Source organism: Winkia neuii subsp. neuii DSM 8576 (assembly GCF_000420405.1).
Taxonomy (GTDB): Bacteria; Actinomycetota; Actinomycetes; order Actinomycetales; family Actinomycetaceae; genus Winkia; species Winkia neuii.
In genome coordinates this window covers 248,969-272,750 of sequence record NZ_ATUW01000002.1, presented here as the reverse complement: position 1 = coordinate 272,750, position 23,782 = coordinate 248,969, and the positions used below count along the sequence as shown (strand labels likewise).

General features: G+C 57.4%; 24 protein-coding genes. 20 read left to right on the top strand and 4 right to left on the bottom strand.

From position 1 onward, the window contains the following. The first annotated feature begins 6 nt into the window (after positions 1–6). From G437_RS0103015 to G437_RS11145, 18 genes are all read left to right on the top strand, one after another. Positions 7–3,903, top strand: coding sequence for a DNA-directed RNA polymerase subunit beta' (locus G437_RS0103015; protein ID WP_024331118.1), 3,897 nt, complete (start codon positions 7–9; stop codon positions 3,901–3,903). A gap of 399 nt (positions 3,904–4,302) precedes the next feature. Beyond that, positions 4,303–4,674: a 30S ribosomal protein S12 gene (rpsL, locus tag G437_RS0103010; RefSeq protein ID WP_004805669.1), complete on the top strand. Its 372-nt coding sequence runs from the start codon at positions 4,303–4,305 to the stop codon at positions 4,672–4,674. A 3-nt stretch (positions 4,675–4,677) separates the two neighbouring features. Further along, the gene (gene rpsG / locus G437_RS0103005; protein ID WP_024331117.1) at positions 4,678–5,148 is read left to right on the top strand and encodes a 30S ribosomal protein S7; all 471 of its coding nucleotides are present in this window, start codon (positions 4,678–4,680) and stop codon (positions 5,146–5,148) included. A gap of 67 nt (positions 5,149–5,215) precedes the next feature. Next, positions 5,216–7,333, top strand: a complete 2,118-nt coding sequence (gene fusA, locus G437_RS0103000; protein ID WP_024331116.1) for an elongation factor G — start codon at positions 5,216–5,218, stop codon at positions 7,331–7,333. Between the two features lie 127 nt (positions 7,334–7,460). Further along, the gene (gene tuf, locus G437_RS0102995; protein ID WP_024331115.1) at positions 7,461–8,651 is read left to right on the top strand and encodes an elongation factor Tu; all 1,191 of its coding nucleotides are present in this window, start codon (positions 7,461–7,463) and stop codon (positions 8,649–8,651) included. Positions 8,652–8,730: 79 nt separating this feature from the next. After that, a complete protein-coding gene (gene pdxR / locus G437_RS0102990) occupies positions 8,731–10,158 on the top strand; it encodes a MocR-like pyridoxine biosynthesis transcription factor PdxR (protein ID WP_070454399.1) in 1,428 nt (475 codons plus the stop codon). Between the two features lie 274 nt (positions 10,159–10,432). After that, positions 10,433–10,741 carry a 30S ribosomal protein S10 gene (rpsJ, locus tag G437_RS0102985; protein ID WP_004805679.1) on the top strand — a complete coding sequence of 103 codons (309 nt, stop codon included), beginning with the start codon at positions 10,433–10,435 and terminating at the stop codon, positions 10,739–10,741. Positions 10,742–10,752: 11 nt separating this feature from the next. After that, positions 10,753–11,421 (top strand): 50S ribosomal protein L3, encoded by a 669-nt coding sequence (gene rplC / locus G437_RS0102980; protein WP_024331113.1) that lies wholly within the window; start codon positions 10,753–10,755, stop codon positions 11,419–11,421. A 2-nt stretch (positions 11,422–11,423) separates the two neighbouring features. Beyond that, complete coding sequence (gene rplD, locus G437_RS0102975; protein ID WP_024331112.1) at positions 11,424–12,074, top strand: 50S ribosomal protein L4; 651 nt, start codon at positions 11,424–11,426, stop codon at positions 12,072–12,074. Beyond that, entirely contained in the window at positions 12,071–12,376 is a 306-nt protein-coding gene (gene rplW / locus G437_RS0102970; RefSeq protein ID WP_004805684.1) for a 50S ribosomal protein L23, read from the top strand. The genes rplD and rplW overlap by 4 nt, the downstream gene beginning before the upstream one ends. Before the next feature lie 22 nt (positions 12,377–12,398). After that, positions 12,399–13,235, top strand: coding sequence for a 50S ribosomal protein L2 (gene rplB, locus G437_RS0102965; protein WP_024331111.1), 837 nt, complete (start codon positions 12,399–12,401; stop codon positions 13,233–13,235). Positions 13,236–13,249: 14 nt separating this feature from the next. Beyond that, the gene (gene rpsS / locus G437_RS0102960) at positions 13,250–13,531 is read left to right on the top strand and encodes a 30S ribosomal protein S19 (RefSeq protein WP_004805686.1); all 282 of its coding nucleotides are present in this window, start codon (positions 13,250–13,252) and stop codon (positions 13,529–13,531) included. A gap of 35 nt (positions 13,532–13,566) precedes the next feature. After that, entirely contained in the window at positions 13,567–13,935 is a 369-nt protein-coding gene (rplV, locus tag G437_RS0102955; RefSeq protein ID WP_024331110.1) for a 50S ribosomal protein L22, read from the top strand. After that, on the top strand, positions 13,936–14,775 hold the full coding sequence (rpsC, locus tag G437_RS0102950) for a 30S ribosomal protein S3 (protein WP_024331109.1): 840 nt from the start codon (positions 13,936–13,938) through the stop codon (positions 14,773–14,775). A gap of 3 nt (positions 14,776–14,778) precedes the next feature. Then, a complete protein-coding gene (rplP, locus tag G437_RS0102945) occupies positions 14,779–15,198 on the top strand; it encodes a 50S ribosomal protein L16 (RefSeq protein ID WP_024331108.1) in 420 nt (139 codons plus the stop codon). After that, positions 15,198–15,437, top strand: a complete 240-nt coding sequence (gene rpmC, locus G437_RS0102940; protein WP_004805694.1) for a 50S ribosomal protein L29 — start codon at positions 15,198–15,200, stop codon at positions 15,435–15,437. The genes rplP and rpmC overlap by 1 nt, the downstream gene beginning before the upstream one ends. 5 nt (positions 15,438–15,442) lie before the next feature. Beyond that, complete coding sequence (gene rpsQ / locus G437_RS0102935; RefSeq protein WP_024331107.1) at positions 15,443–15,715, top strand: 30S ribosomal protein S17; 273 nt, start codon at positions 15,443–15,445, stop codon at positions 15,713–15,715. Positions 15,716–15,829: 114 nt separating this feature from the next. Beyond that, on the top strand, positions 15,830–16,033 hold the full coding sequence (locus tag G437_RS11145; RefSeq protein WP_081638884.1) for a DUF6767 domain-containing protein: 204 nt from the start codon (positions 15,830–15,832) through the stop codon (positions 16,031–16,033). On the opposite strand, the gene G437_RS0102930 is transcribed toward G437_RS11145, so the two are convergent. The 4 genes from G437_RS0102930 to G437_RS0102915 form a co-directional block, all read right to left on the bottom strand. Further along, a complete protein-coding gene (locus G437_RS0102930; RefSeq protein WP_231782344.1) occupies positions 16,030–18,540 on the bottom strand; it encodes an esterase-like activity of phytase family protein in 2,511 nt (836 codons plus the stop codon). The genes G437_RS11145 and G437_RS0102930 overlap by 4 nt on opposite strands. Positions 18,541–18,823: 283 nt before the next feature. Further along, a complete protein-coding gene (locus G437_RS0102925; protein ID WP_024331105.1) occupies positions 18,824–20,191 on the bottom strand; it encodes a dicarboxylate/amino acid:cation symporter in 1,368 nt (455 codons plus the stop codon). Between the two features lie 28 nt (positions 20,192–20,219). Beyond that, positions 20,220–21,644 (bottom strand): aspartate ammonia-lyase, encoded by a 1,425-nt coding sequence (gene aspA, locus G437_RS0102920; protein ID WP_029769204.1) that lies wholly within the window; start codon positions 21,642–21,644, stop codon positions 20,220–20,222. A 138-nt stretch (positions 21,645–21,782) separates the two neighbouring features. Further along, positions 21,783–22,601 carry an HAD family hydrolase gene (locus G437_RS0102915; protein ID WP_024331103.1) on the bottom strand — a complete coding sequence of 273 codons (819 nt, stop codon included), beginning with the start codon at positions 22,599–22,601 and terminating at the stop codon, positions 21,783–21,785. 382 nt (positions 22,602–22,983) lie between these two features. On the opposite strand from G437_RS0102915, the gene rplN reads away from it, so the two are divergent. Beyond that, positions 22,984–23,355 carry a 50S ribosomal protein L14 gene (rplN, locus tag G437_RS0102910; protein ID WP_004805710.1) on the top strand — a complete coding sequence of 124 codons (372 nt, stop codon included), beginning with the start codon at positions 22,984–22,986 and terminating at the stop codon, positions 23,353–23,355. Further along, positions 23,356–23,781: a 50S ribosomal protein L24 gene (rplX, locus tag G437_RS0102905; RefSeq protein ID WP_024331102.1), complete on the top strand. Its 426-nt coding sequence runs from the start codon at positions 23,356–23,358 to the stop codon at positions 23,779–23,781. It abuts the gene before it with no gap. The last annotated feature ends 1 nt before the right edge of the window (position 23,782 follow it).

The window sequence follows — 23,782 nt, the reverse complement described above, 5'->3', positions numbered from 1 at the left end:
GTCGGTATGGACGCAAAGGCATTTGAAAAACTACACATTGGTCTTGCTACTGCAGAAGATATTCGCGGCTGGTCTCACGGCGAGGTCAAAAAGCCCGAGACAATCAACTACCGTACTCTGAAGCCCGAAAAGGACGGCTTGTTCTGCGAGCGTATTTTTGGTCCTACTCGCGACTGGGAATGTGCCTGTGGCAAGTACAAGCGTGTGCGCTACAAGGGCATTATCTGTGAGCGCTGTGGTGTCGAAGTAACCAAGTCCAATGTGCGTCGTGAGCGCATGGGCCACATTGAGCTGGCAGCTCCAGTTACCCACATCTGGTACTTCAAGGGTGTCCCTTCCCGTTTGGGCTACCTGCTTAACTTGGCTCCGAAGGACCTGGAAAAGGTCATTTACTTCGCTGCCTACATGATCACCGAGGTCGACGAGGAGGCCCGCCACGCGGATTTGCCTTCGCTGCGGAGCGAGCTTGAGGTCGAGATCAAGCGCGTTTCTGAAGGGGTTGACAACGCCATCAATAGGCGTGCCGAAAAGCTCGAGAAGGATCTTGCCACTCTTGAGGCCGAAGGCAAACCCACCAAGTCTCAGCTGGACAAGCTGAAGAAGGCTGCTGACAAGGAAATGGGGCAGATTCGCCGCAAGGGTGAGCAGACCCTGAAGCGTCTCGACGACGTGTGGGATAAGTTCGTCAACTTGAAGGTTGGCGATCTCGAGGGCGACGAGCTGATGTTCCGTGAGCTCGATTCGCGCTACGGCATTTACTTCAAGGGTTCGAAGGGTGCAGCTGCTGTGCAGAAACGCCTAGAAAACTTCGACCTTGAGGGCGAAGCTGAATCTCTTCGCGAGACCATCGCCACTAACACCGGCCAGCGCAAGACTCGCGCTTTGAAGCGCCTGAAGGTGGTTAATGCCTTCCTGCGCACCGGTAATTCGCCACAGGGCATGGTTCTCGACTGCATCCCAGTCATTCCGCCGGACCTGCGCCCCATGGTGCAGTTAGACGGGGGCCGGTTCGCCACCTCGGATCTGAATGACCTGTACCGGCGCGTGATCAACCGCAACAACCGTTTGAAGCGACTGTTGGATCTGGGTGCTCCCGAGATCATTATCAACAACGAAAAGCGCATGCTGCAGGAGTCTGTAGATGCCCTCTTCGACAATGGTCGCCGTGGGCGCCCGGTTTCGGGTCCCGGCAACCGTCCACTCAAGTCGCTTTCCGACATGCTGAAGGGCAAGCAGGGGCGTTTCCGCCAGAACCTGCTGGGCAAGCGCGTGGACTACTCAGGTCGTTCCGTTATCGTGGTTGGTCCGCAGCTACACTTGCACCAGTGTGGTTTGCCCAAGCAGATGGCATTGGAACTATTCAAGCCGTTCGTAATGAAGCGCTTGGTCGACCACAACTACGCCCAGAACGTCAAGGCTGCCAAGCGCATGGTGGAACGTCAGCGCTCCCAGGTGTGGGACGTCCTCGACGAGGTCATCCGCGAGCACCCGGTTTTGCTCAACCGTGCACCTACGCTGCACCGTCTGGGTATTCAGGCATTTGAGCCGGTGTTGGTTGAAGGCAAGGCAATCCAGCTGCACCCGCTGGTGTGTGGCGCCTTCAACGCCGACTTCGACGGCGACCAGATGGCAGTTCACCTGCCGCTGGGAGCCGAGGCACAGGCGGAAGCGCGCATCCTCATGCTGTCGGCAAACAACATTTTGAAGCCGTCTGACGGCCGTCCCGTGACGGTACCTTCGCAGGATATGATCATCGGCTTGTTCCACCTGTCCTCGGAGCCGGATCCGGCAGTCGAGGTTAAGAAGGACGAGGACGGCAACCCGGTGCTGCGCTACTTCTCTTCGGTAGCCGAGGCGATCATGGCGTTCGACCTGGGCGAGCTCGATCTGAACGCCAAGGCTCGCATTCGTTTCGAGGACATTGTCCCGCCAGCTGGCTGGCAGGCTCCCGAAGGGTGGCAGGCCGGCGACCCCGTGGTACTCGAGACCTCCCTGGGGCGCGCAATCTTGAACGAGACCCTGCCGGTGGACTACCCGTTCGTGGACGCGGTCGTAGACAAGAAGATGCTTGGCACCATCGTCAACACTCTCGCTGAACGGTACCCGAAGGTAGTCACTGCGGCATCGCTTGACGCCCTGAAGGCCGCTGGCTTCCACTGGTCCACCTGGTCTGGTATTTCCATTGCCTTTAGCGACGTCGTCAGCCCCGCTGTCAAGAAGACCATTCTGGCCGACTACGAAAAGCGTGCAGCGGACGTCCAGTCGAACTACGACCTCGGTCTTATTACCGACGAGGATCGCTACCGCGAAGTTGTGGCAATTTGGACCGAATGCACCGCGAAGGTGGCGGAGGCAATGCGCGCGAACTTCCCGGTTCGCAATACCGTGTTCCGCATGGTCTCCTCTGGTGCTCGTGGTAACTGGGACCAGATCCGCCAGATTGCGGGTATGCGTGGTCTAGTGTCCGACCCGAAGCAGAAGCTGATCGAACGTCCTATCAAGTCGAACTACCGTGAAGGTCTTACGGTTCTGGAATACTTCACCGCAACTCACGGCGCCCGTAAGGGGCTGGCCGACACGGCGTTGCGCACTGCAGATTCCGGTTACCTGACCCGCCGTTTGGTCGACGTGTCTCAGGACGTCATTGTTCGCGAGGAGGACTGCGGAACCCGGCGCGGTCTCACCATGAACATTGGTTCCATTGGCGAGGACGGCAAGGCAGTGCGTTCCGACATTGTCGAGACCACTGCATTTGCGCGCACCTTGCTGAAGGATGCTGTCGACGCCGAGGGCAACGTTGTTGCTGAAGCTGGAGCCGACGTGGGCGATGCCTTGATCGACAAGCTGATCGACGCCGGCATCACCACCATCAAGGTGCGTTCGGTGCTCACCTGTGAATCTTCTGTTGGAACCTGTGCAGCCTGCTACGGTCGTTCTTTGGCAACCGGCAAGCGCGTTGACATTGGCGAGGCTGTCGGCATTATTGCGGCCCAGTCGATTGGTGAGCCTGGTACTCAGCTGACTATGCGTACATTCCACACCGGTGGTGCTGCGGGTGCCTCCGACATTACGCAGGGTCTACCCCGTGTACAGGAACTTTTCGAGGCCCGTACTCCGAAGGGCGAAGCTGCTATCACCGAGGCCGCTGGTCGTGTGAAGATCGTCGACGAGGCCGATGGGCCGCGAGTGGTTACCATCACCCGCGACGATGGCGAAGCCGATCTCGAGATCGAGGTTTCGCGCCGCCAGAAGCTGTTGGTGGGGGACGGCGACCACGTTGCTGTCGGCCAGCAGCTGGTCGAAGGCCGCGTTGATCCCAAGAAGGTACTGCGTGTGCTCGGTGTCAATGCCACGCAGAAGCAGTTGGTCGACGAAGTGCAGGAAGTGTACCGCTCCCAGGGCGTGGACATTCACGCCAAGCACGTCGAGGTCATTGTGCGGCAGATGCTGCGCCGCGTGACAGTGCTCGATTCTGGCGACACCAAGCTGCTGCCGGGCGAGTTGGTAGACACCATGCGTTTCCGCGACGAAAATCGTCGCACGGTGTCCGAGGGCGGCAAGCCGGCCGCTGGGCGCCCTGAACTCATGGGTATCACCAAGGCGTCGCTGGCTACGGATTCCTGGCTGTCGGCTGCATCCTTCCAGGAGACCACCAAGGTCCTTACGGAGGCTGCTATGAACGGCAAGGACGACCCACTACTTGGGCTGAAGGAAAACGTCATTCTTGGTAAGTTGATTCCGGCCGGTACCGGCCTCACCAACTACCAGCACGTTTCCGTTGAGCCTACCGCCGAGGCAATGGCGAACGTGGGCTGGTCCGAAGAGGACTTCCGCGTTGGCGAGGTGGACGATGATTTCTTAGCCGGAATCAACTTTGAAACCGCCTTCCGCAACGGGTTGTAAATAGCGCAGAAAGGCCCGGGCTTCCCTCGTGGGGCCCGGGCCTTTCGCTTTTAAAGTCTCCGGTTGTGGAACCCTATCTGCGCTTCTGCCTGAGCGTTTGTGCCTTCGAGCTATACATTCAGAGTAAATTTACTCACATATGTGGGCTGACCTTTGACGGGTAGACACTTAGCCCGTAATCTTGACGCTGGTACCCGATGCGTCGGGTTGCCGCTTTTCGCCACTTTAGTGGCATCGGGCTTCTACCGTTGAGGCTCCGGACGTTCCAGTACAGCCAGTCTGGGCGGGCCGGCCCCTGGCGGTCGACGCTGCCCAGGGGCGGTAATCAAAAGTTAGGGTTTTTCCCAAGGACGCCGGAGCTAAACTTTATACATTTCATTTTCTAACAACGGAGACGTAGTGCCTACTATTCAGCAGTTGGTGCGCAAGGGTCGTCAGTCCAGGCGTAGCAAGGTATCAACACCTGCGCTAAAGGGCTCCCCGCAGCGCCGTGGCGTGTGCACCCGCGTGTACACCACCACCCCGAAGAAGCCGAACTCCGCTCTGCGCAAGGTTGCCCGTGTGCGCCTTTCGTCTGGCATCGAAGTTTCGGCATACATCCCCGGCGAAGGCCACAACCTTCAGGAACACTCCATCGTGCTTGTGCGCGGTGGCCGTGTAAAGGACCTTCCCGGTGTCCGCTACCGTATTGTTCGCGGCTCGCTAGACACCCAGGGTGTGCGCGACCGCAAGCAGGCTCGTTCCCGCTACGGCGCAAAGAAGGAGAAGTAAACTATGCCTCGTAAAGGTCCAGCTCCCAAGCGTCCGCTAGCAGTTGATCCCGTATACGGTTCGACAATCGTCACTCAGCTCGTAAACCGCGTGCTTCTCGATGGTAAGAAGTCGCTGGCGGAGCGCATCGTCTACGGCGCCCTCGAAGGCGTCCGCGGCAAGACCGACCAGGATCCGGTTGCCGTTCTAAAGCGCGCTCTGGACAACATTCGTCCTTCGCTCGAAGTGCGTTCTCGCCGCGTTGGTGGCGCTACCTACCAGGTGCCCGTCGAGGTGAAGCCGAACCGCGCAACTACTCTCGCGTTGCGTTGGTTGGTAGACTTTTCACGCAAGCGCCGTGAAGGCACCATGACTGATCGTCTGATGAACGAAATCCTGGATGCGTCCAATGGCCTTGGGGCTTCTGTGAAGAAGCGCGAGGACATGCACAAGATGGCCGAATCCAACAAGGCTTTCGCTCACTACCGCTGGTGATCCGCCGGGTTAAGCCGACGGCCACCGGATATTTCATCCGTTTCGTCAACAAGTTAGGACAACACCAGTGGCACTAGACGTGCTTACCGACCTTACTAAGGTTCGCAACATTGGCATCATGGCCCACATCGATGCCGGCAAGACCACCGTTACCGAGCGCATCCTGTTCTACACGGGCATCAACTACAAGATTGGTGAGACTCACGACGGTGCAGGCACCATGGACTGGATGGACCAGGAAAAGGAACGCGGCATTACTATTACTTCTGCTGCGACCACCTGCTTCTGGAAAGAAAACCAGATCAACATCATCGACACCCCCGGCCACGTCGACTTCACCGTCGAGGTTGAGCGCTCGCTGCGCGTCCTCGATGGCGCTGTCGCAGTGTTCGACGGCAAGGAAGGTGTGGAACCCCAGTCCGAGACCGTGTGGCGGCAGGCTGACAAGTACAACGTTCCCCGCATCTGCTTTGTCAACAAGATGGACAAGTTGGGTGCAGATTTCGACTACTCAGTAGGCACTATTCGCGAGCGTTTGCACGCGACTCCGGTAGTCATCACCTTCCCGATTGGTGCTGAGCATGATTTCGAGGGCGTCGTCGACGTGCTGCGTATGAAGGCCCTGCACTTCCCCGAGAAGGATGCTGATGGCAAGGAAACCTACGGTTCGATTGTCGAAGAGAGCGAAATTCCAGCAGAGCTAGCCGACAAGGCGGCCGCCCTCCGCGAGGAGGCAGTCGAGATTGCAGCTGAGGCTTCTGAAGAGCTCATGGAGACCTACCTGGAAAACGGTGAACTCTCCAACGAGCAGATCGTGGCCGGCCTGCGCAAGCGCACCATCGATTCCGAGGTTTACCCGGTGTTCGCTGGTTCCGCGTTCAAGAACAAGGGCGTCCAGCCCATGCTCGATGGCGTGTTGGCGTTCCTGCCCTCGCCGCTTGACGTTCCTCCGGTACACGGTTTCGAGCCGCGCCACGAGGACGAGGAGCTAATCCGCAAGCCCGACGAGAAGGAGCCGTTCGCAGCTTTGGCGTTCAAGGTTGCGGTTCACCCCTTCTATGGCAAGCTCACCTACGTGCGCGTTTACTCCGGTAAGGTGCACGCTGGCGATCAGGTCTCGAACTCCACTAAGGAGAAGCGCGAGCGCATCGGCAAGATCTTCCAGATGCACTCCAACCACGAGAACCAGGTGGATGAGGCTCACGCAGGGCACATCTACGCGTTTATCGGTCTGAAGGAAACCACTACCGGCGACACCCTGTGTGACCAGCAGAAGCAGATCATTCTCGAGTCCATGTCCTTCCCGGATCCGGTTATTCACGTGGCGATTGAGCCCAAGTCGAAGGCCGACCAGGAAAAGCTTGGCACTGCTATTCAGAAGCTAGCTGAAGAAGACCCGACCTTCACTGTCCGTCTAGACGAAGAAACCGGTCAGACCGTGATCGGCGGTATGGGAGAACTTCACCTCGACGTCCTCGTCGACCGCATGCGTCGTGAGTTCAAGGTGGAAGCGAACGTCGGTGCACCTATGGTTGCCTACCGCGAAACCATCAAGAAGGCCGTCGAGAAGGTCGACTACACCCACAAGAAGCAGACTGGTGGTTCCGGCCAGTTCGCAAAGGTGCAGGTTTCCTTCGAGCCGCTGCCGCTTGATGGGGAAGAGACTTACATCTTCGAAGATAAGATCACCGGTGGGCGCGTTCCTCGCGAATACATTCCGTCGGTTGACGCCGGTATTCAGGATGCGATGGAGTCCGGTATCCTCGCTGGGTACCCGCTCGTCGGTGTGAAGGCCACCCTTGTCGATGGCGCATACCACGACGTCGACTCTTCTGAAATGGCGTTCAAGATCGCCGGTTCTATGGTCTTCAAGGAGGGCGCCAAGAGGGCGAATCCGGTTCTGCTCGAACCGGTTATGGCCGTCGAGGTGCGTACCCCCGAAGAATACATGGGCGACGTGATTGGCGATCTGAACTCTCGCCGTGGCAGTATTTCTGCCATGGAAGATGCGCACGGCATCAAGATCGTGCGTGCAACCGTGCCTCTATCGGAAATGTTCGGCTACGTCGGAGACCTTCGGTCGAAGACTCAGGGCCGCGCAGTATACTCGATGGAGTTCGACAGCTACGCCGAGGTTCCTCGCAACGTAGCTGACGAAATCATTGCAAAGACCCGGGGCGAGTAGGACCCGCGGGTTTGATCCTGCACACAAAATTTAAAAACAAACCCGTAGTGGTCTCATTCGCCTGTTAGGCTTATAATCAGCCCAAGGCTTATTTGAGAGTAACTACCCGAGTCCCAGGAGGACAAAAGTGGCTAAGGCCCAGTACGACAAGTCCAAGCCGCACGTAAACGTCGGCACCATCGGTCACGTTGACCACGGTAAAACCACCACCACTGCAGCCATCACCAAGGTGCTGCACGACAAGTACCCCGATCTGAACGAGTTCACCCCGTTCGACGAGGTCGACAACGCTCCTGAAGAGCGCGATCGTGGTATTACCATCAACGTCTCCCACGTGGAGTACCAGACCGAGAAGCGTCACTACGCTCACGTTGACGCCCCCGGCCACGCCGACTACATCAAGAACATGATCACCGGTGCGGCTCAGATGGACGGCGCAATTCTAGTTGTTGCTGCCACCGACGGCCCCATGGCTCAGACTCGCGAGCACGTTCTGCTCGCCCGTCAGGTCGGCGTACCTGTAATCCTCGTCGCCCTGAACAAGGCCGACATGGTTGACGACGAAGAAATGCTGGAACTGGTCGAGGAAGAAGTTCGCGACCTGCTGAACTCCCAGGATTTCGATGGCGACAACGCCCCCGTCATCCGCATTTCCGCTCTGAAGGCCCTCGAGGGCGATCCGAAGTGGGTTGCTCAGATCGAGAAGCTGATGGATGCTGTCGACGAGTACATCCCGACTCCGGAGCGCGACCTCGACAAGCCGTTCCTGATGCCGATCGAGGACGTCTTCACCATTACCGGCCGTGGCACGGTTGTCACCGGTCGTGCAGAGCGCGGCAAGCTGGCTCTGAACTCCGAGGTCGAGATCGTTGGTATCCGCGACACTCAGAAGACCACCGTCACCGGCATTGAAATGTTCCACAAGACCATGGACGAGGCCTGGGCAGGCGAAAACTGTGGTCTTCTGCTGCGTGGCACCAAGCGCGAAGATGTCGAGCGTGGCCAGGTCGTTTGCGAACCCGGTTCGATCACTCCTCACACCAAGTTCAAGGGTCAGGTTTACATCCTGAAGAAGGAAGAAGGCGGCCGTCACAAGTCGTTCTACTCGAACTACCGTCCGCAGTTCTACTTCCGCACCACCGACGTCACCGGCATTATCCAGCTGCCCGAGGGCAAGGAAATGGTTATGCCTGGCGACACCACCGAGATCGAGGTTGAGCTGATCCACCCGATCGCTATGGAGGTCGGCCTCGGCTTCGCTATCCGCGAGGGTGGCCGCACCGTTGGTTCCGGTCGCGTCACCGAAATCGAGAAGTAAGCTTTTCGATTTAGCTAACTAGCTGCGTTGGGTCCGCCTGCTTTGGCAGGCGGACCCAACTTTTTTGTATTCTCTCTTTATGGGTAGAACGTCGGTTGTGGCCCACCTGCCAATTAGTGTCTCGAAAAGTGCCCCTGAGTCATTGCCGCAGCAGATTGTGGCGCAGATTCGCTCCGCGATTGGCAAGGGAGCGTTGGTGGGCCGGGATACTTTGCCCTCCTCGCGCTCGCTCGCGAATTCGCTTGGAATATCACGCGGTTCTGTTGTTTCGGCTTACGAGCAGCTTCAGGCCGAGGGCTATCTAGAAACCATTCCGGGCGGTCTAACTAGGGTGCGCACCGATATTGAGGTATACCATCCGGACATGCAGGGGCGGTCTGAATTGGGCACGTTCCGAGGGGTAAACGAGCCGGTAGCGGGCTTGTCGCTGGAGCCGGGACAACCCTACGAAGGCTCACTCGCAAACGCTAAATGGCGCTCAGCCTGGCGCAAAGGAGTAGAGCTGTCTACAATCTCTTCGCTGCCAAGGGCTCTTACGGAGCACCTGAGGCACATGCGGTCGGTGGTGGTGCCTGCTGCCAACGTGATGGTTACCTCCGGTGCTCGCGATGGATTGGCAACTATTTTGCATGCCTTCTCCTTGGTGAAAAAGCGTCCGGCGCGCGTTGGTTTTGAGTCGCCTGGAAACCCTCATCTGCGCGCTGTTGCGAAGATACTTGGGCACGTGCCCGTTCCCGTTGGCGTAGATGAGGCAGGGCCTCGGGTGAACCTCCTCGATTCTTGCGAGCTCGACCTTTTGGTTGTTACACCGTCTCACTTGTATCCGGCGGGTGCCTCAATGCCCGCGTCGCGACGCTTTGCGCTCTTGGAGTGGGCGCGAGCTAGGGGAGTTCTGATAGTTGAGGACGACTACGATTCGGAGCTGCGGCATGTCTCGGCCCCGCTGCCGGCGTTAGCAGCGTTAGATAGCGGAGATGATCCTCACGTGATTTTGCTCGGGACGTTTTCTACGTTGTTGACCCCAAAAATGTCCGCGGGCTGGCTGAGCGCTCCGGCTAGATTGTTCGATGTCTTGGCGAAGGTGCGCAACAAGATTGGCAATCCTGTAAGTTCAATCACTTCGCAGGCGTTGGCCGACTTGATCGAGACCGGTGAACTCGCCCGTCACACTAGGCGCATGCGTCGGCTCTACCGAACGCGTTCGGTGGCGCTTGAAGAGTGTCTTAGCCAGGTGCCTGGGGTGCGGATTCTTGCCCAGGCCTCGGGGCTCAACGTTGCCCTAACTAGTTCTTCCTATCCCGAGGGCGTACTCGTCGAACGCTGTGCTAAAGCGGGCTTGCGGGTGCGGGGGTTGCACGAATACTGGGGGAGCGCCTCCTGGCATGTTGGGCTCATGCTCGGGGTCGGAGCGCTTTCAAATGCCGATTACGTGCGTGCTCTTGACCGTCTTGCTTTAGCCTGTTCAGACGCTAGTGAACAAGTTCTTGCTCGTTGTGCGAACCACTAAGCACGAAGGCGCGACACGCCCGAGTGCGTGGAGCGGTGCAACTCACATCGGCAACGCCTTTTATGCCAGTCCAAAGGCTGTTATTGTAGATAACCGGTCTTCCGAAATGGCGCCTCTGCGCGCCCGCTCCGGAAAATCGGCAGTCAGAACTGCTCGAAAGAGCAGATGAGGCTGTTAAATAAGGAAACCACGAACTCGGTGCCGCGGAGCGCATGCGACACGCCCGAGTGCGTGGGTCGGCAAAATACGACATCAAAGATAGAGGTATGACGGCATGGCGGGACAGAAAATCCGCATCCGGCTGAAGTCTTATGACCACGAGGTCATCGACTCTTCGGCCCGCAAGATCGTCGACACGGTCACGCGCGCCGGCGCCACCGTGGTGGGCCCAGTGCCCCTGCCGACCGAGAAGAACGTGTTCTGCGTTATTCGGTCGCCGCACAAGTACAAAGACAGCCGTGAGCATTTCGAAATGCGCACTCACAAGCGGCTAATCGACATCATTGACCCGACGCCCACGGCAGTAGATTCGCTCATGCGACTCGATCTGCCCGCTGACGTCAACATTGAGATCAAACTCTGAGGAACTCTGCCATGAGCACGCTAAAGCAGACTGCGCCCGCAGTGCCCGTGAAGGCACTTCTCGGCCGCAAGCTAGGCATGACTCAGGTGTGGGATAAAGACAATAAACTTGTCCCCATCACGGTCGTGCAGGTTGATAAAAACGTGGTGAGCCAGATCCGTAACAACGAGACGGACGGTTACGAGGCAATTCAGCTAGCCTTTGGCGAGCTGGACCCCCGCAAGGTCACCAAGCCCCTGAAGGGGCATTTTGAAAAAGCTGGGGTAGCCCCCCGGCGTCACATCGTGGAAATCCGTACCCCCGATGCTAGCGAATACAAGCTCGGCCAGGAATTGGCTGCCGACACCTTCGAGGCCGGCACCAAGGTCGACGTCACTGGCAAGACCAAGGGTAAGGGCTTCGCAGGCGTCATGAAGCGTCACGGCTTCGGCGGCGGCCCTGCCAGCCACGGTGCCCACCGTATTCACCGCAAGCCCGGTTCCATCGGTGCTTGCGCGACTCCTGGCCGCATTTTCAAAGGCCTTCGCATGGCCGGTCGCATGGGCTCTGCCCGCCGGACCATCCAAAATCTGACGGTCCACGCAGTTGACGCCGAAAAGGGCATCCTGCTCATCACCGGCGCCATTCCGGGTCCCAAGAACGGGATCGTAGTGGTCCGCACTGCTGTGAAGGGTGCGTGAACATGTCCGAGAATCTGACTATTGAAATTGTGGACGCCGAAGGCAAGGCCACCGGCACTTACGAACTCCCGGCCGAAATCTTCGACCGCGAGCTCAACATTCCGCTGATTCACCAGGTTGTCGTTGCCCAGTTGGCCGCTGCCCGTCAGGGCACCCACGCCACCAAGACTCGCGGTAAGGTCCGCGGTGGTGGCCGCAAGCCCTGGAAGCAGAAGGGCACCGGTCGTGCACGTCAGGGATCCATCCGCTCCCCGCAGTGGGTTGGCGGCGGCGTCTCTCACGGCCCCCAGCCTCGCGACTACTCCCAGCGGACCCCCAAGAAGATGAAGCTTGGCGCGCTGTACTCGGCTCTTTCGGATCGTTTCCGCAAGAACCGTATGCACGTCGTTTCTCAGTTCATGGATGTAGACGCAACTCCCAAGACCAAGACTGCTAAGGCCGTTGTGAACGCTCTGGTTGCAGAACGTCACCCGCTGGTAGTTCTGGCTCGCGAGGAGCTGTCCACTGCGTCCTCGCTGTCTAACCTTCAGGAAGTTACCTTCCTGTGGGCCGATCAGCTGAACACCTACGACGTAGTTGACGCTGACGATGTCATCTTCACCACCGCCGCCCTCGACAACTTCTTGGGCAAAGGCAAGGAGGAAGACAAGTGAGCCTCGAAAAGCACAGGAATCCACGCGACATCATCATCGCTCCGATCGTTTCGGAAAAGGCCTACAGCCTGATGGATCAGGGCAAGTACACCTTCGAGGTGGAAAAGTCCGCAAAGAAGCCGGCGATTAAGGCCGCCATCGAATCCATCTTCGGCGTGAAGGTTGCTTCTGTGAACACGATCAACCGCCAGGGTAAGCGCGTTCGCACCCGCACCGGCTATGGCAAGCGCAAAGACACCAAACGCGCGATTGTCACGCTGCGCGAAGGCACCATCGACATCTTTGGCGATTCGGTTGCCTGAGCCGGGGAAATAGAGGAATAACATGGGAATCCGCAAATATAAGCCGACGACCCCGGGTCGCCGCTTCTCCTCGGTGTCTGACTTTTCGGAACTGACCAGGTCGACACCCGAGAAGTCGCTTCTTCGTCCGCTAACTAAGACTGGTGGCCGCAACTCTTACGGCCGCGTGACTGCCCGCCGCAAGGGCGGTGGCCACAAGCGCCAGTACCGCGTGATCGACTTCCGTCGTCACGACAAGGACGGCATCCCGGCTAAGGTCGCACACATTGAATACGATCCGAACCGCACGGCAAACATTGCTCTTCTGCACTTCGCAGATGGCGCAAAGCGTTACATTCTGCATCCGGCAGGCGTAAAGCAGGGCGACCGCATTGAGCAGGGCCCCAGCGCCGACATCAAGCCCGGCAACTGCCTGCCGCTGCGCAACATCCCACTGGGTACTGTTGTGCATGCAGTCGAGTTGAAGCCCGGCGGCGGCGCAAAGATTGCCCGCTCTGCAGGCTCTTCGGTTCAGCTAGTTGCTAAGGAAGGCCCCTACGCCCAGCTGCGCATGCCCTCCGGCGAAATCCGCAACGTTGAAGCTGATTGCCGCGCCACTGTTGGTCAGGTTGGCAACGCCGAGCAGATCAACATCAACTGGGGCAAGGCCGGTCGCATGCGTTGGAAGGGACATCGCCCGAAGGTTCGCGGTGTCGCTATGAACCCGATCGACCACCCGCACGGTGGTGGCGAAGGCCGCACTTCTGGTGGCCGTCACCCGGTGTCCCCATGGGGCAAGCCGGAAGGCCGCACCCGTCGTCCGAACAAGCCCAGCGACAAGCTCATTGTGCGTCGTCGCCGGACCGGCAAGAAGCGCTGATTAGGAGTTAGACGATGCCACGTAGTTTGAAGAAGGGCCCCTTCGTCGACGATCACCTAATGAAAAAGGTCGATGCCGCCGTCGAATCTGGCTCCAAGAATGTAATCAAAACCTGGTCGCGCCGCAGCGTCATTACCCCCGATTTCATCGGGTTGACCTTCGCTGTGCACGACGGTCGCAAGCACGTTCCTGTTTACGTGACCGAAGCGATGGTAGGGCACAAGTTGGGCGAATTCGCTCCCACCCGCACCTTCCGTGGCCACGACAAGGACGACCGCAAGGGTCGCCTCCGCTAGGGCAACCCATCTACTGGAAGAATTGAGGCAAAACGATGGAAGCCAAGGCGCAAGCGCGATTCGTGCGCTCCACGCCGATGAAGGCACGTCGCGTCGTGAACGAAATTCGCGGTAAGCGTGCCCTACAGGCCTACGACGTGCTGCGTTATGCACCCCAGGCGGTCGCCGAAGACGTCCGCAAGGTGCTACACAGCGCAATTTTCAACGCTAAGTACCAGGCCGAAGAGAACGGCCAGAACCTCAAGCTCGAGGATCTGACTATTCGTGCCGCCTGGGTAGACGAGGGGCCGACCATGAAGCGGTTCCAGCCTCGCGCCCAGGGCCGCGCAGGCCGCATTTTGAAGCGCACCTCCCACATCACCGTGGTTGTTGGCGCTGACGACAAGAAGGAAGAGGTCCGATAAATGGGTCAGAAGGTTAACCCCACAGGGTTCCGTCTCGGCATCACGACGGACCACCGCTCCCGCTGGTTCGCCGATTCGACCAAGCCGGGTCAGCGTTACTCTGACTTCGTCAAGGAAGATGTTGCCATCCGTCGCATGATGGAAGGCGAACTGGAACGTGCAGGCATTTCGAAGATCGACATCGAGCGCACCCGCGATCGGGTTCGCATCGACCTGCACACTGCTCGTCCGGGCATCGTGATTGGGCGCCGCGGCCTCGAGGCCGACCGTCTGCGCGACCAGCTCGAGAAGCTGACCGGCAAGCGCGTCCAGCTCAACATCCTCGAAGTGAAGTCGCCCGAAATCGACGCGCAGCTAGTTGCTCAGGGGATTGCCGAGCAGCTTTCGGCTCGTGTTTCGTTCCGTAGGGCGATGCGCAAGGGCATGCAGTCCGCGATGCGCTCCGGCGCTAAGGGTATTCGTGTCCAGTGCTCCGGTCGTCTCGGTGGGGCGGAAATGTCCCGCAGCGAGTTCTACCGTGAAGGTCGCGTACCGCTACACACCCTGCGCGCGAACATTGATTACGGCTTTTACGAAGCCCGCACCACCTTCGGCCGCATCGGCGTGAAGGTTTGGATCTACAAGGGCGATCTGACCGAACGCGAATTCGCGCGGCAGCAGGCCGAGGCCGCTCCGCGTGGTCGCCGTGGCGATCGCCGTGGCCAGCGCCGCGGACGCGGTGGCAACCGCCAGCAGCACGCTTCGAAGCAGCAGGCTCCGAAGCAGGATGCCAAGGTGGAAGCAGCTGAGGCCAAGAAGGCCGAAGCTCCGGCTACCGAGAAAAAAGAAACGGAGGCCTGAGCCGTGCTCATCCCTCGACGTGTTAAGTTCCGTAAGCAGCACCGCCCGAACCGACGCGGTGTAGCCAAGGGCGGTACCCAGATCAGCTTCGGCGATTTTGGTATCCAGGCAGTCGAGCACCACTATGTGACCAACCGTCAGATTGAGGCTGCCCGTATTGCCATGACCCGCTACATCAAGCGTGGCGGCAAGGTCTGGATCAACATCTTCCCGGATCGGCCGCTAACTAAGAAGCCTGCTGAAACTCGCATGGGTTCCGGTAAGGGCGCCCCCGAATGGTGGGTTGCAAACGTAAAGCCCGGCCGCATCATGTTCGAGCTGGCTGGCGTTTCCGAAGATGTGGCTCGCGAGGCCCTTCGTCGCGCACAGCACAAGTTGCCGATGCGGACTCGCTTCGTCACTCGTGAAGGTGGTGACCGCTAATGCCTAAAGGATCGAAGGGTCTGACTGCAGCCGACCTCGACATGATGGACGAGGCGCAGCTGGCGGAAGAGCTCGACAAGGCTAAAGCTGAGCTTTTCAACCTGCGTTTTCAGATTGCGACCGGTTCCGGGGCCGACAATGGCCGGGTCCGCGCACTGCGCCGCGACATCGCCCGTATTTACACAATTGCGCGTGAGCGAGAGCTAGGCATCCGCACCGCGCCCGAGGCAGGTAAGTGAGCAATATGAGCGAGACTGTAAACGAAGAGCGCAATCAGCGCAAGGTTCGCCGCGGTTACGTCGTATCCGACAAAATGGATAAGACTGTTGTGGTGGAACTGGAAGAGCGTTCCAAGCACGCTCTGTACGGCAAGGTTGTGACCAAGACTAAGAAGGTTAAGGCTCACGACGAGCAGAACGAGGCCGGAGTCGGTGACTACGTCCTCATCATGGAAACTCGCCCGCTGTCCAAGACAAAGCGGTGGCGTGTAGCCGAAATTCTCGAACGCGCTAAGTAGGCGATTCGAAAAGTGTGGCCCGAGCATCCGCTCGGGCCACACCCATATTTAAATCGGGCGATTTAAAACACGTTTGTTTGGGGCTTAGGTCCCTTCCGTATTAGCATCGGGGTTATGGCAAGAAATGGGAAAAGGGTCGTAGCTCCACGGTGCCCCCTCCGCCCGGGCGAGCCGTGCACGCTGTGCCAGGCGTTCGTTACGGGCCCCGAGGATTGTCAGACTGTAAAGCTCGTCATGGAGGATCCGGAGCTACGGGAATTGTTGGCGCAGCGCCGCCGTGAATATAACCGCCGGCGCCGGGCCGAGGCTAGCTCTTAGGAGCGCTTGCGGTAGGCAACGATGCCTGTTGCAGTGAGGGACAGCGCAGCTAGTAGCAGTGCTGCGGTGGGCGCCCCGGTCCTCGCTAGGTGCGAACCAGCCCGTGCGGAATGATTCGCCTGCTTTGGTGCTTTCGAAGCAGGTGCTTCGGAAGTTTCTGGTGCGGCGGTAGGTGAGGTGGTACCTGTGTCTTTCTTGCCCGGTGCTGGCGAAGGCATGCAGCTATCCCTGCCAAGCAAATCCTTTACGGTAGTTGCCTTGAAAAAGTAGGTTTCCCCGGAGGCATCTTTTAGACCATCGTTGTCGGTAGCTACGTAGAAATCGCAAGTCGGAGTTACTGCGAGTCCTTCGAATTTTTCCTGCATCCAACCGTGGTATTTGCCGGCCGGCCCCCGCAGATCTAACCCCGGCCCATTCTTTGTTAGAGGCGTTGGTTTGTCAGTACCGCCGGCTCTGTCTAGTGAAACGGTCTGCAGCTGTTTGAGGGCGGCTTTAGGTCCGTTTTGTTTGTCGCGTTCGATTACTGCCAACGTATTGTTATCGACGATCGCGATGTCGGAAAGCCCGATCCAATCGCCCTTCGTGCTTGTGTCTTCTAGTGGATAGGAATACCAACTCCACGTCTTGGTGGATACCTGATAGCGGCCTATACGTGCGCTGTTGCCTTCTGCAAATTCGAGCGGCTTTTGCGTGGGATTTTTCCAGAGCGGGCGCTGCAGAGCCACGTAGAGGACCTCGTCCTCGCCAGTGCCGGCGGCAGCGACTCCCTCGAGCCCCCACTTTCCAACCTTCTTGCTAACTTCGGAAGGAAGCGTTACCCGCTCAACGATATGCCCAGCCTGGTCCGTGCGAATCAGGGCGTTTTCGGATCCTTTTTTGCCCTCGTTAGCTAACCAGAATCCGCCCTCCTGGCGCGCGGCAATGCCCTCCAGGTCTAACGAGGCCGGTTCACCAGAATCGGTCACGGTGATTCTGCCCGAAATTGTTGGATGTGAGCCAATATTTTCGATGGTGTAGATATAGGGCTCTGCCAGTGCATCGTCTGAAATTGCATATAGCCTTGTTGGATCCTTTGGATTTGGGCTGAGTCCTGATAGAGCAGTCCACCCGATGGGCGCCCCATCTTGGATCTTAGAGGTGAGGTGGGCAGGTTCTTCAGCTCCAAGTTGGTACAGGCCAACCGAAGCCCGCACATTGTTTTTTGCGTTGTCGACCTCTGACGAGATCGCCAAAGTATTGCTCTTAGGGATTGGGAGGACGCCCTCAGGTCCGTTGGTAGTAAAAAGTGTCTGTTTGAAGAGCGGGTGAGAGGCGTCGGAAACGTCGTAAACTGCAACAAAATTGGAACGTTCAGAGGCCACAAATGCATAGGGCGTGCCCCCGTAGTTTGCTATAGCCAGGCCCTCGGGCTCAGGGCCTTTCTTGCCCGCACGCTTTTCGTTGTGAAGACCGTAGCTTGTGGCCAGATCCTCGATTTCGGTACCGGAATCCCAAACTATCTTTCCGTCAGTGTCGAATATGGTCCAACCTCGCGAGCCCCCCTTCCAATCGCCCTCGTTGGCTGTAGCCACGTGAGTGCCGTCGATCCAGCCGATGGCATCTGGTTCGCGTGGAACTTCGCGCAAAGATCCTGAGGCCTCGATAAGACCGTCCTTCTTCGTGTCGATGCCGTCCAGGTTAACCTTGCCCGCGCTGAAGGCGGCGGTGATCTTGCGGGTGGGTAGGTCGATGATCGCCACCCCGTTGTTTTCCTGAACCGTTACGGCTAGCTGGTTGTTCGAGTTGATCGAAACGTATTCAGGCTCCGGATCTTCTGGAGTGTCCCAGCCTGCTTTTGCGATTTGGGGAAGTGGCTTGCCGTCTTTGTCAGTAAAATTGATGGGCTCAGCCTGCCAAGAAGAGGGGCTGCCTGCCAGGTCGATCACCTGTACGAAGCCTGCCGGCAGCTGCGGCAGGCCGCCGTCGCCTGCGTCCTCGTCGCGCTGATTTTCGATAGCAATGGCTGCGTACTTGCCGTCGGGAGAGATTGCAATAGAATCGGGCTGGCCTTTCAGGTCAATGGAAGCAACCTTTTTTCGCGTTGCAGCTTCTAGCACGTCGAGCCGGCCAGCCGGGTGCGAGAAGTCTTGGCCCGATTGATCGATCACTACGAGCACATACTTTCCGTATGCTGCAACCGAGGTAGGTTGGTCGTCGGCGTGCCCGTTCTGGGCTAGATCATAGGAGCCGGCACCCTTAGGGTGGGAGGGATCTGTTATGTCTAGAAAGCCGATGCGTTTTCCGGCCGCGTCGGTGTAGATTAGCGTGTTGCCGTCTGCGGTAACAGTAGATATCTCGGCGTTAGTCTCGGCCTTCGGATCTACATCTTTAGGGACATTCTGGTAGACGGGGTAGGTTGCCACGCGCCCAAAAGGGGCATCTTCGGAGGCTGTGGCCGAGAGCGGAAGGGCTCCGGCAAACGCCAGGCAGGCCGAAACGGCGAGGGGACGACGCAAAAAATTCATCATGTTCCTTTCCTAGATAGTTCAATAAAACCCCGTAGGGGTGAACCAAAACTCTAGAAAAGGTGAATAAAAGGTAAATTGGTGTTCAGTCTTTGGAAGACTACCGATTTAACTATGCTAAATAAACGCCATAATTATTCTGGCTCAGTAACGAAAAAGGTAAGAGGAAAGTGCTGAAAGGTAAAAATAGTGGGTGCCTTCCAAAAGTGGTAAATATATAAGAATTAAAACTCAATTAAATACCTGGGGGGCAGGAAAACCTGCCCCCCCAGTCGATAGAAAACGCTTAGGCGGGAACGCTTTGCGTTTGCTCTATTTCGTCCTCTTCCTGGTTGTAAATGAACGGGTGCTTGCCATCCAATGTCTCGGCAACCCGTTTCTTGTCGAGCGTGTGAGTCCAAGTCGCCACGATCAAAGTTGCAACAGCGTTGCCAATGAAGTTGGTCAGCGTGCGCGCCTCATCCATCAGGCGATCGATGCCCACAATCAGGGAAACCCCATCGACTAGTTCGGGCCGGTAGGTTTCGAGGCCTGCGGCAAGCGTTGCCAGTCCAGCCCCGGTGACCCCTGCAATGCCCTTAGAGGCGATAATCAAAAACACCAAAAGGCCGATCTGTTCGCCTAGCCCCATGGGCTTGTTCATTGCGTCAGAAATGAAGATCGCGCACATGGTCACATACATGGACGAGCCGTCCAAATTGAAGGAGTAACCCGTGGGAATAACCAGTCCGACGGTGGCCTTTTCAACGCCCATGTGCTCGAGCTTTTGCATCAGGTGGGGCAGGCCGGTCTCGGAGGAGGAAGTAGCCAGCACGATCACCAGTTCGTTGGCTAAATACTTGAAAAGTTTGCCAATCGAAAGCCCGGTGAAGATCTTTAGCATAACTCCGAGCACCAAGAAGATGAATATGGCGCAGGTGGCGTAGTAAGTCAGTATCAGCTTCGCCAGTGCGAGCACTGCCTTCCAACCGGTTGTGGCCATTACTCCCGCCATGGCACCAAAAGCGCCAATAGGGGCGAGCCACAAGATCCAGCCCATGATCTTGAAAACGATTTTTTGTACGGAGCCAACCAGTTGCAACACGGGTTCGCCGGCCTTGCCCATGCCTAGCAGGGCAAAACCAACTAGCAGTGCCACTATCAACACCTGCAGCACGTTATGGGATACCAGTGGCGCAAATACGGATTCGGGAATAAGCCCCTGTATGAAACCGACGAGCCCACCAGGCCCCTCAGCTTTCTTCTGAACCTCATAGTGAAGATTCTCGAGGTTCAGCCCGGTCCCAGCCTTCACAAAGTTACCGACCGCAAGGCCAATGCCGAGCGCAAAAGTAGTCATGGTTATGAAGTAGACCAGGGCAATGCCGCCGATCTTGCCAACGGTAGCGGCAGCTTTAACCGAACCCACACCCTGCACAATCGTGCAGAAGATAATGGCGGGCACCATCATCTTGATTAGGCCTACAAAGGCTGACCCCAAGAAGGCCAGACCCACAACTTTTTCGCCAAAAATTGAGCCGACTGCAATACCGGCCACGACTCCAACTATTACCGCGATGAAAAGCCATTTCATCTTGTTGTTAGAAGGAGCTTTGGTTGACTTTACCGACGAAGACACCTCGCCCTCGCCCGCAGACTTAGTCTTAGATTCCATTTTTCTAACTCCGGGGAAATCTGGTACTTTATTTTTCGTCTTTGCCGTAGAACTTGCCCGAATAGTGCGGGTGCATCAAGTTCTCGGGAGCCAAGATCTGATCAATCTGCTCTTCAGACAATAAGCCCTTTTCGAGGATCACTTCCTTTACCGACTTGCCAGTGGCAGCGCATTCCTTGCCGATCTGATCGCCGGCAGCGTGGCCGATCACGTCGTTGAAGTACGTTACTATGCCGATCGAATTCATGACGTAGTTGTAGCAGCGCTCGCGGTTGGCAGTGATGCCGTCGATGCAGCGCTCGCGCAAGGTCTTGCAGGCGTTGGTCAGCAACTGGAGCGACTCGAACATTGAGGCGGCCAGTGCAGGCTCCATGACATTCAGTTCCAGCTGGCCCGCCTCCGCAGCAAACATGACGGTGGTGTTGTTCCCGAAAACTTTGAAGCAAGCCTGGTTTACGACCTCGGGAATTACGGGATTTACCTTCGCGGGCATGATTGAAGAACCAGCCTGAAGCTCGGGCAGATTGATTTCCTTTAGGCCGGCACGCGGTCCAGAGGCTAGCAGGCGCAAGTCGTTGCAGATCTTGGACAGCTTCATTGCCAGCCTGTTGAGGGCGGCATGCACCATCACGTAGGCACCATTGTCGTAGGTGGCCTCGATCAGGTCGGGCGAGGACACAACCTTGTAGCCGGTTACCTCGGCAAGCTTTTCAGCAGCAGCTTTTGCGTATCCCGGGGGAGTGTTTACACCGGTGCCAATAGCTGTAGCACCGAGGTTTACCTGAAGTAAAAGCTCGGTGGCGAACTCGATGGTCTTGAGATCTTCGGTTAGGTTGTGCTCGTACCCGTGGAATTCTTGTCCCAGGGTCATAGGTACCGCATCTTGGAGCTGGGTGCGTCCCATCTTGAGCACGTCGTCAAATTCGTTGCCCTTCTTTCCGAACGATTCGATGAGCTGCTCGAGCTGATCTGTTAGCTTCTGCTTCAGCGCGTAGACAGCCATGCGGAATCCGGTGGGATAGGCATCGTTAGTGGATTGGGATTTGTTTACGTGATCGTTGGGGTTTACAACGTCGTAACGCCCCTTGGGAAGTCCCATGGTTTCGAGGGCGAGATTGGCGATTACCTCATTCGTGTTCATGTTCACCGAAGTGCCAGCGCCGCCCTGGAACACGTCGATGGGGAACTGATCCATGCAGCGCCCTTGCTGCAACACTAGATCGCAAGCTTTCACTATTGCCTGACCGACTTCGTCTGGAAGTGCGTGGCAGGCCATGTTCGCCAGTGCGCAGGCCTTTTTGACCTGCACCATTGCCCTAACGAATTCGGGAACATCCTTGATCTTCTTTCCAGAAATCTGGAAGTTTTCCACGGCCCTAGCGGTGTGTACGCCGTAGAAATTCTGATCGTCGATCTCTTTGGTGCCGATAAGGTCTTCTTCGACTCGAGACATAATTTCCTCTACTGAATTAGTTAGTTATCGCACAAATGCGACAGCCGCATATGTGCGGCATGGCATAAGTCTAAACGACCAATTTCGCCGCAGAGGCGTCTTGAGTCCCAAATAAGAAAGTTTATTTGGCGTAGATCACTAAATTAGTCCAAGATATCGGAATGCATTTTTAATGCCATTCTCATATATCGAGGTAGAGGTCCATTTGCACATATCTTTAATTTCGGCAATCGCATTGCCCATCGCGATTGGAGTGCCCACTTTCTTCATCATGGGACCATCGTTGGCGCTGTCGCCGATACCTACAGTGTCGGAGAGTGGGATGCCGAGGTGGGTGGCTACCGCCTGAACGCCGCTGCCTTTGGAAACTCCCGCAGGTACTAATTCGCCGCCCTCGGTACCCTCGGCGGTAACTGAGCCAGCTACGATAGTGAAACGACTTCCAAAGTGGGATATAACGTCCGCTAGGGAAGCGGAGGCGGTCGGCGGCAAAGTGAAGGTGCATTTTGCGCAAGAACTAGGAGTTCCTGTTCGCAAGTAGGGTTCGACCTGTTTTAGATAAGGCCCCCAGTCGCCCGCAATGCGATCCGCACCTGCCCCAGAATAGGAATCGATAAAGGCTTGCGAGGGCATAATCCGGTCAGGGCCCTGCCAAATCCAATATCCGCCCACGGAATTGATGTATTCGGAGATTTCGCGAATTTCTTCGTCTGGGATGCGTACGTCTTGCAACACCTCGCCGTCGAATTGAATGTACGTGCCGTTAGCTCCGACTAACCCGGAAAATCCCAGGTCCCAAAGCCAGGGGTAGACCTCGGGCAAAGAGCGTCCCGTGCACATAACGAGTCTGTGTCCGGCCGCGGCGGCGTGCAGGCAGGCATCCTTTGTCGATTCGGGAACTTCTTGTGTGGAATCTATCAGCGTGCCGTCGACGTCTAGAAATACGAGTTTGCGCATGTTTGTATATTGTCATAGCTCACTTGCCCTGGCCATAGTGTGTAACTGGAGGCTTCGGAACTAAAGCCCATTTAGCCAGCACGTTTGGTGAGCAAAGGCACATGCGGTATTTAAGGCGCAGTGGTTTTATTTGTAGACGCAAGTCGGTAGGCTAGTTGAGTTGCGTGTCTACTGGGATTTTTCTAGTAGAAGTGCCGGACTGCCAATAGTTCGGCCGCTCAGGCAAAGCCTACGACGTGAGTTTTGCAGAGACCTGGCACGGATTGTGCCCGAGTCTGCGACTCACCTCTCAGGAGTTTGGGTGCGCAATAGTACAGATACGTTCGGCTAGGCTCACGGGCTCTGCCCAAAGAGAACCGGCACGACGACAGGAGATTACTCAATGATTCAGCAGGAGTCGCGACTGAAGGTCGCCGACAACACCGGTGCAAAGGAACTGCTTTGCATCCGTGTACTCGGTGGCTCGGGTCGGCGCTACGCCGGTATCGGCGACATGATCGTCGCTACCGTCAAAGACGCCATCCCCGGCGGCAACGTGAAGAAGGGCGAGGTCGTAAAGGCCGTTGTCGTTCGCACGAAGAAGGAACGCCGCCGCCCCGATGGTTCCTACATTCGATTCGATGAAAATGCTGCCGTGATCTTGAAGAACACGGACGGAGAACCCCGCGGGACGCGTATTTTCGGGCCGATCGGCCGTGAACTTCGCGATAAGAAGTTCATGCGCATCATCTCGCTGGCACCGGAGGTGTTGTAAATGGGAGCCAAGATCAAGAAAGGTGACCTGGTGCAGGTCATTGCAGGCCGCGCATCCGATCCTAAGGATGCTCGCCTAGTAGCCCGCAACAAGCGCCGCGAAGCCGAAGGCCTCAAGCCGCTCGCGCCTGGCGACAAGGGCAAACAGGGCCGCGTGCTCAAGGTATTTCCCAAGGAAAACCGTGCGCTGGTCGAGGGCGTAAACGTTCGCACTCACCACGTCCGGCAGGGCCAGAACGCCCAGGGGCAGGTAACTGGGGGCATCGAGAAGCGCGAGGCGCCGATTGATCTGTCCAACCTAGTCCTGGTCGATCCTTCCACCAAGAAGCCTGCCAAGGTCGGCTTCCGCGAGGAAGAGGTCGAGCGCGATGGGCGCACTCGCACTGTGCGTGTTCGTTACAACAAGGCGACCGGAAAGGATATCTGAG

What these genes read in the sequence shown, in the direction of transcription:
- rpmC (WP_004805694.1), top strand. Translation starts at nt 15,198, where the DNA reads ATGCCTAAAGGATCGAAGGGTCTGACTGCAGCCGACCTCGACATGATG.
- rpsJ (WP_004805679.1), top strand. Translation starts at nt 10,433, where the DNA reads ATGGCGGGACAGAAAATCCGCATCCGGCTGAAGTCTTATGACCACGAG.
- rplC (WP_024331113.1), top strand. Translation starts at nt 10,753, where the DNA reads ATGAGCACGCTAAAGCAGACTGCGCCCGCAGTGCCCGTGAAGGCACTT.
- G437_RS11145 (WP_081638884.1), top strand. Translation starts at nt 15,830, where the DNA reads ATGGCAAGAAATGGGAAAAGGGTCGTAGCTCCACGGTGCCCCCTCCGC.
- rplV (WP_024331110.1), top strand. Translation starts at nt 13,567, where the DNA reads ATGGAAGCCAAGGCGCAAGCGCGATTCGTGCGCTCCACGCCGATGAAG.
- rplX (WP_024331102.1), top strand. Translation starts at nt 23,356, where the DNA reads ATGGGAGCCAAGATCAAGAAAGGTGACCTGGTGCAGGTCATTGCAGGC.
- G437_RS0102925 (WP_024331105.1), bottom strand. Translation starts at nt 20,191, where the DNA reads ATGGAATCTAAGACTAAGTCTGCGGGCGAGGGCGAGGTGTCTTCGTCG.
- pdxR (WP_070454399.1), top strand. Translation starts at nt 8,731, where the DNA reads ATGGGTAGAACGTCGGTTGTGGCCCACCTGCCAATTAGTGTCTCGAAA.
- G437_RS0103015 (WP_024331118.1), top strand. Translation starts at nt 7, where the DNA reads ATGGACGCAAAGGCATTTGAAAAACTACACATTGGTCTTGCTACTGCA.
- rpsC (WP_024331109.1), top strand. Translation starts at nt 13,936, where the DNA reads ATGGGTCAGAAGGTTAACCCCACAGGGTTCCGTCTCGGCATCACGACG.
- G437_RS0102930 (WP_231782344.1), bottom strand. Translation starts at nt 18,540, where the DNA reads ATGATGAATTTTTTGCGTCGTCCCCTCGCCGTTTCGGCCTGCCTGGCG.
- rplN (WP_004805710.1), top strand. Translation starts at nt 22,984, where the DNA reads ATGATTCAGCAGGAGTCGCGACTGAAGGTCGCCGACAACACCGGTGCA.
- rplD (WP_024331112.1), top strand. Translation starts at nt 11,424, where the DNA reads ATGTCCGAGAATCTGACTATTGAAATTGTGGACGCCGAAGGCAAGGCC.
- rplB (WP_024331111.1), top strand. Translation starts at nt 12,399, where the DNA reads ATGGGAATCCGCAAATATAAGCCGACGACCCCGGGTCGCCGCTTCTCC.
- rpsQ (WP_024331107.1), top strand. Translation starts at nt 15,443, where the DNA reads ATGAGCGAGACTGTAAACGAAGAGCGCAATCAGCGCAAGGTTCGCCGC.
- G437_RS0102915 (WP_024331103.1), bottom strand. Translation starts at nt 22,601, where the DNA reads ATGCGCAAACTCGTATTTCTAGACGTCGACGGCACGCTGATAGATTCC.
- rpsG (WP_024331117.1), top strand. Translation starts at nt 4,678, where the DNA reads ATGCCTCGTAAAGGTCCAGCTCCCAAGCGTCCGCTAGCAGTTGATCCC.
- rpsS (WP_004805686.1), top strand. Translation starts at nt 13,250, where the DNA reads ATGCCACGTAGTTTGAAGAAGGGCCCCTTCGTCGACGATCACCTAATG.
- aspA (WP_029769204.1), bottom strand. Translation starts at nt 21,644, where the DNA reads ATGTCTCGAGTCGAAGAAGACCTTATCGGCACCAAAGAGATCGACGAT.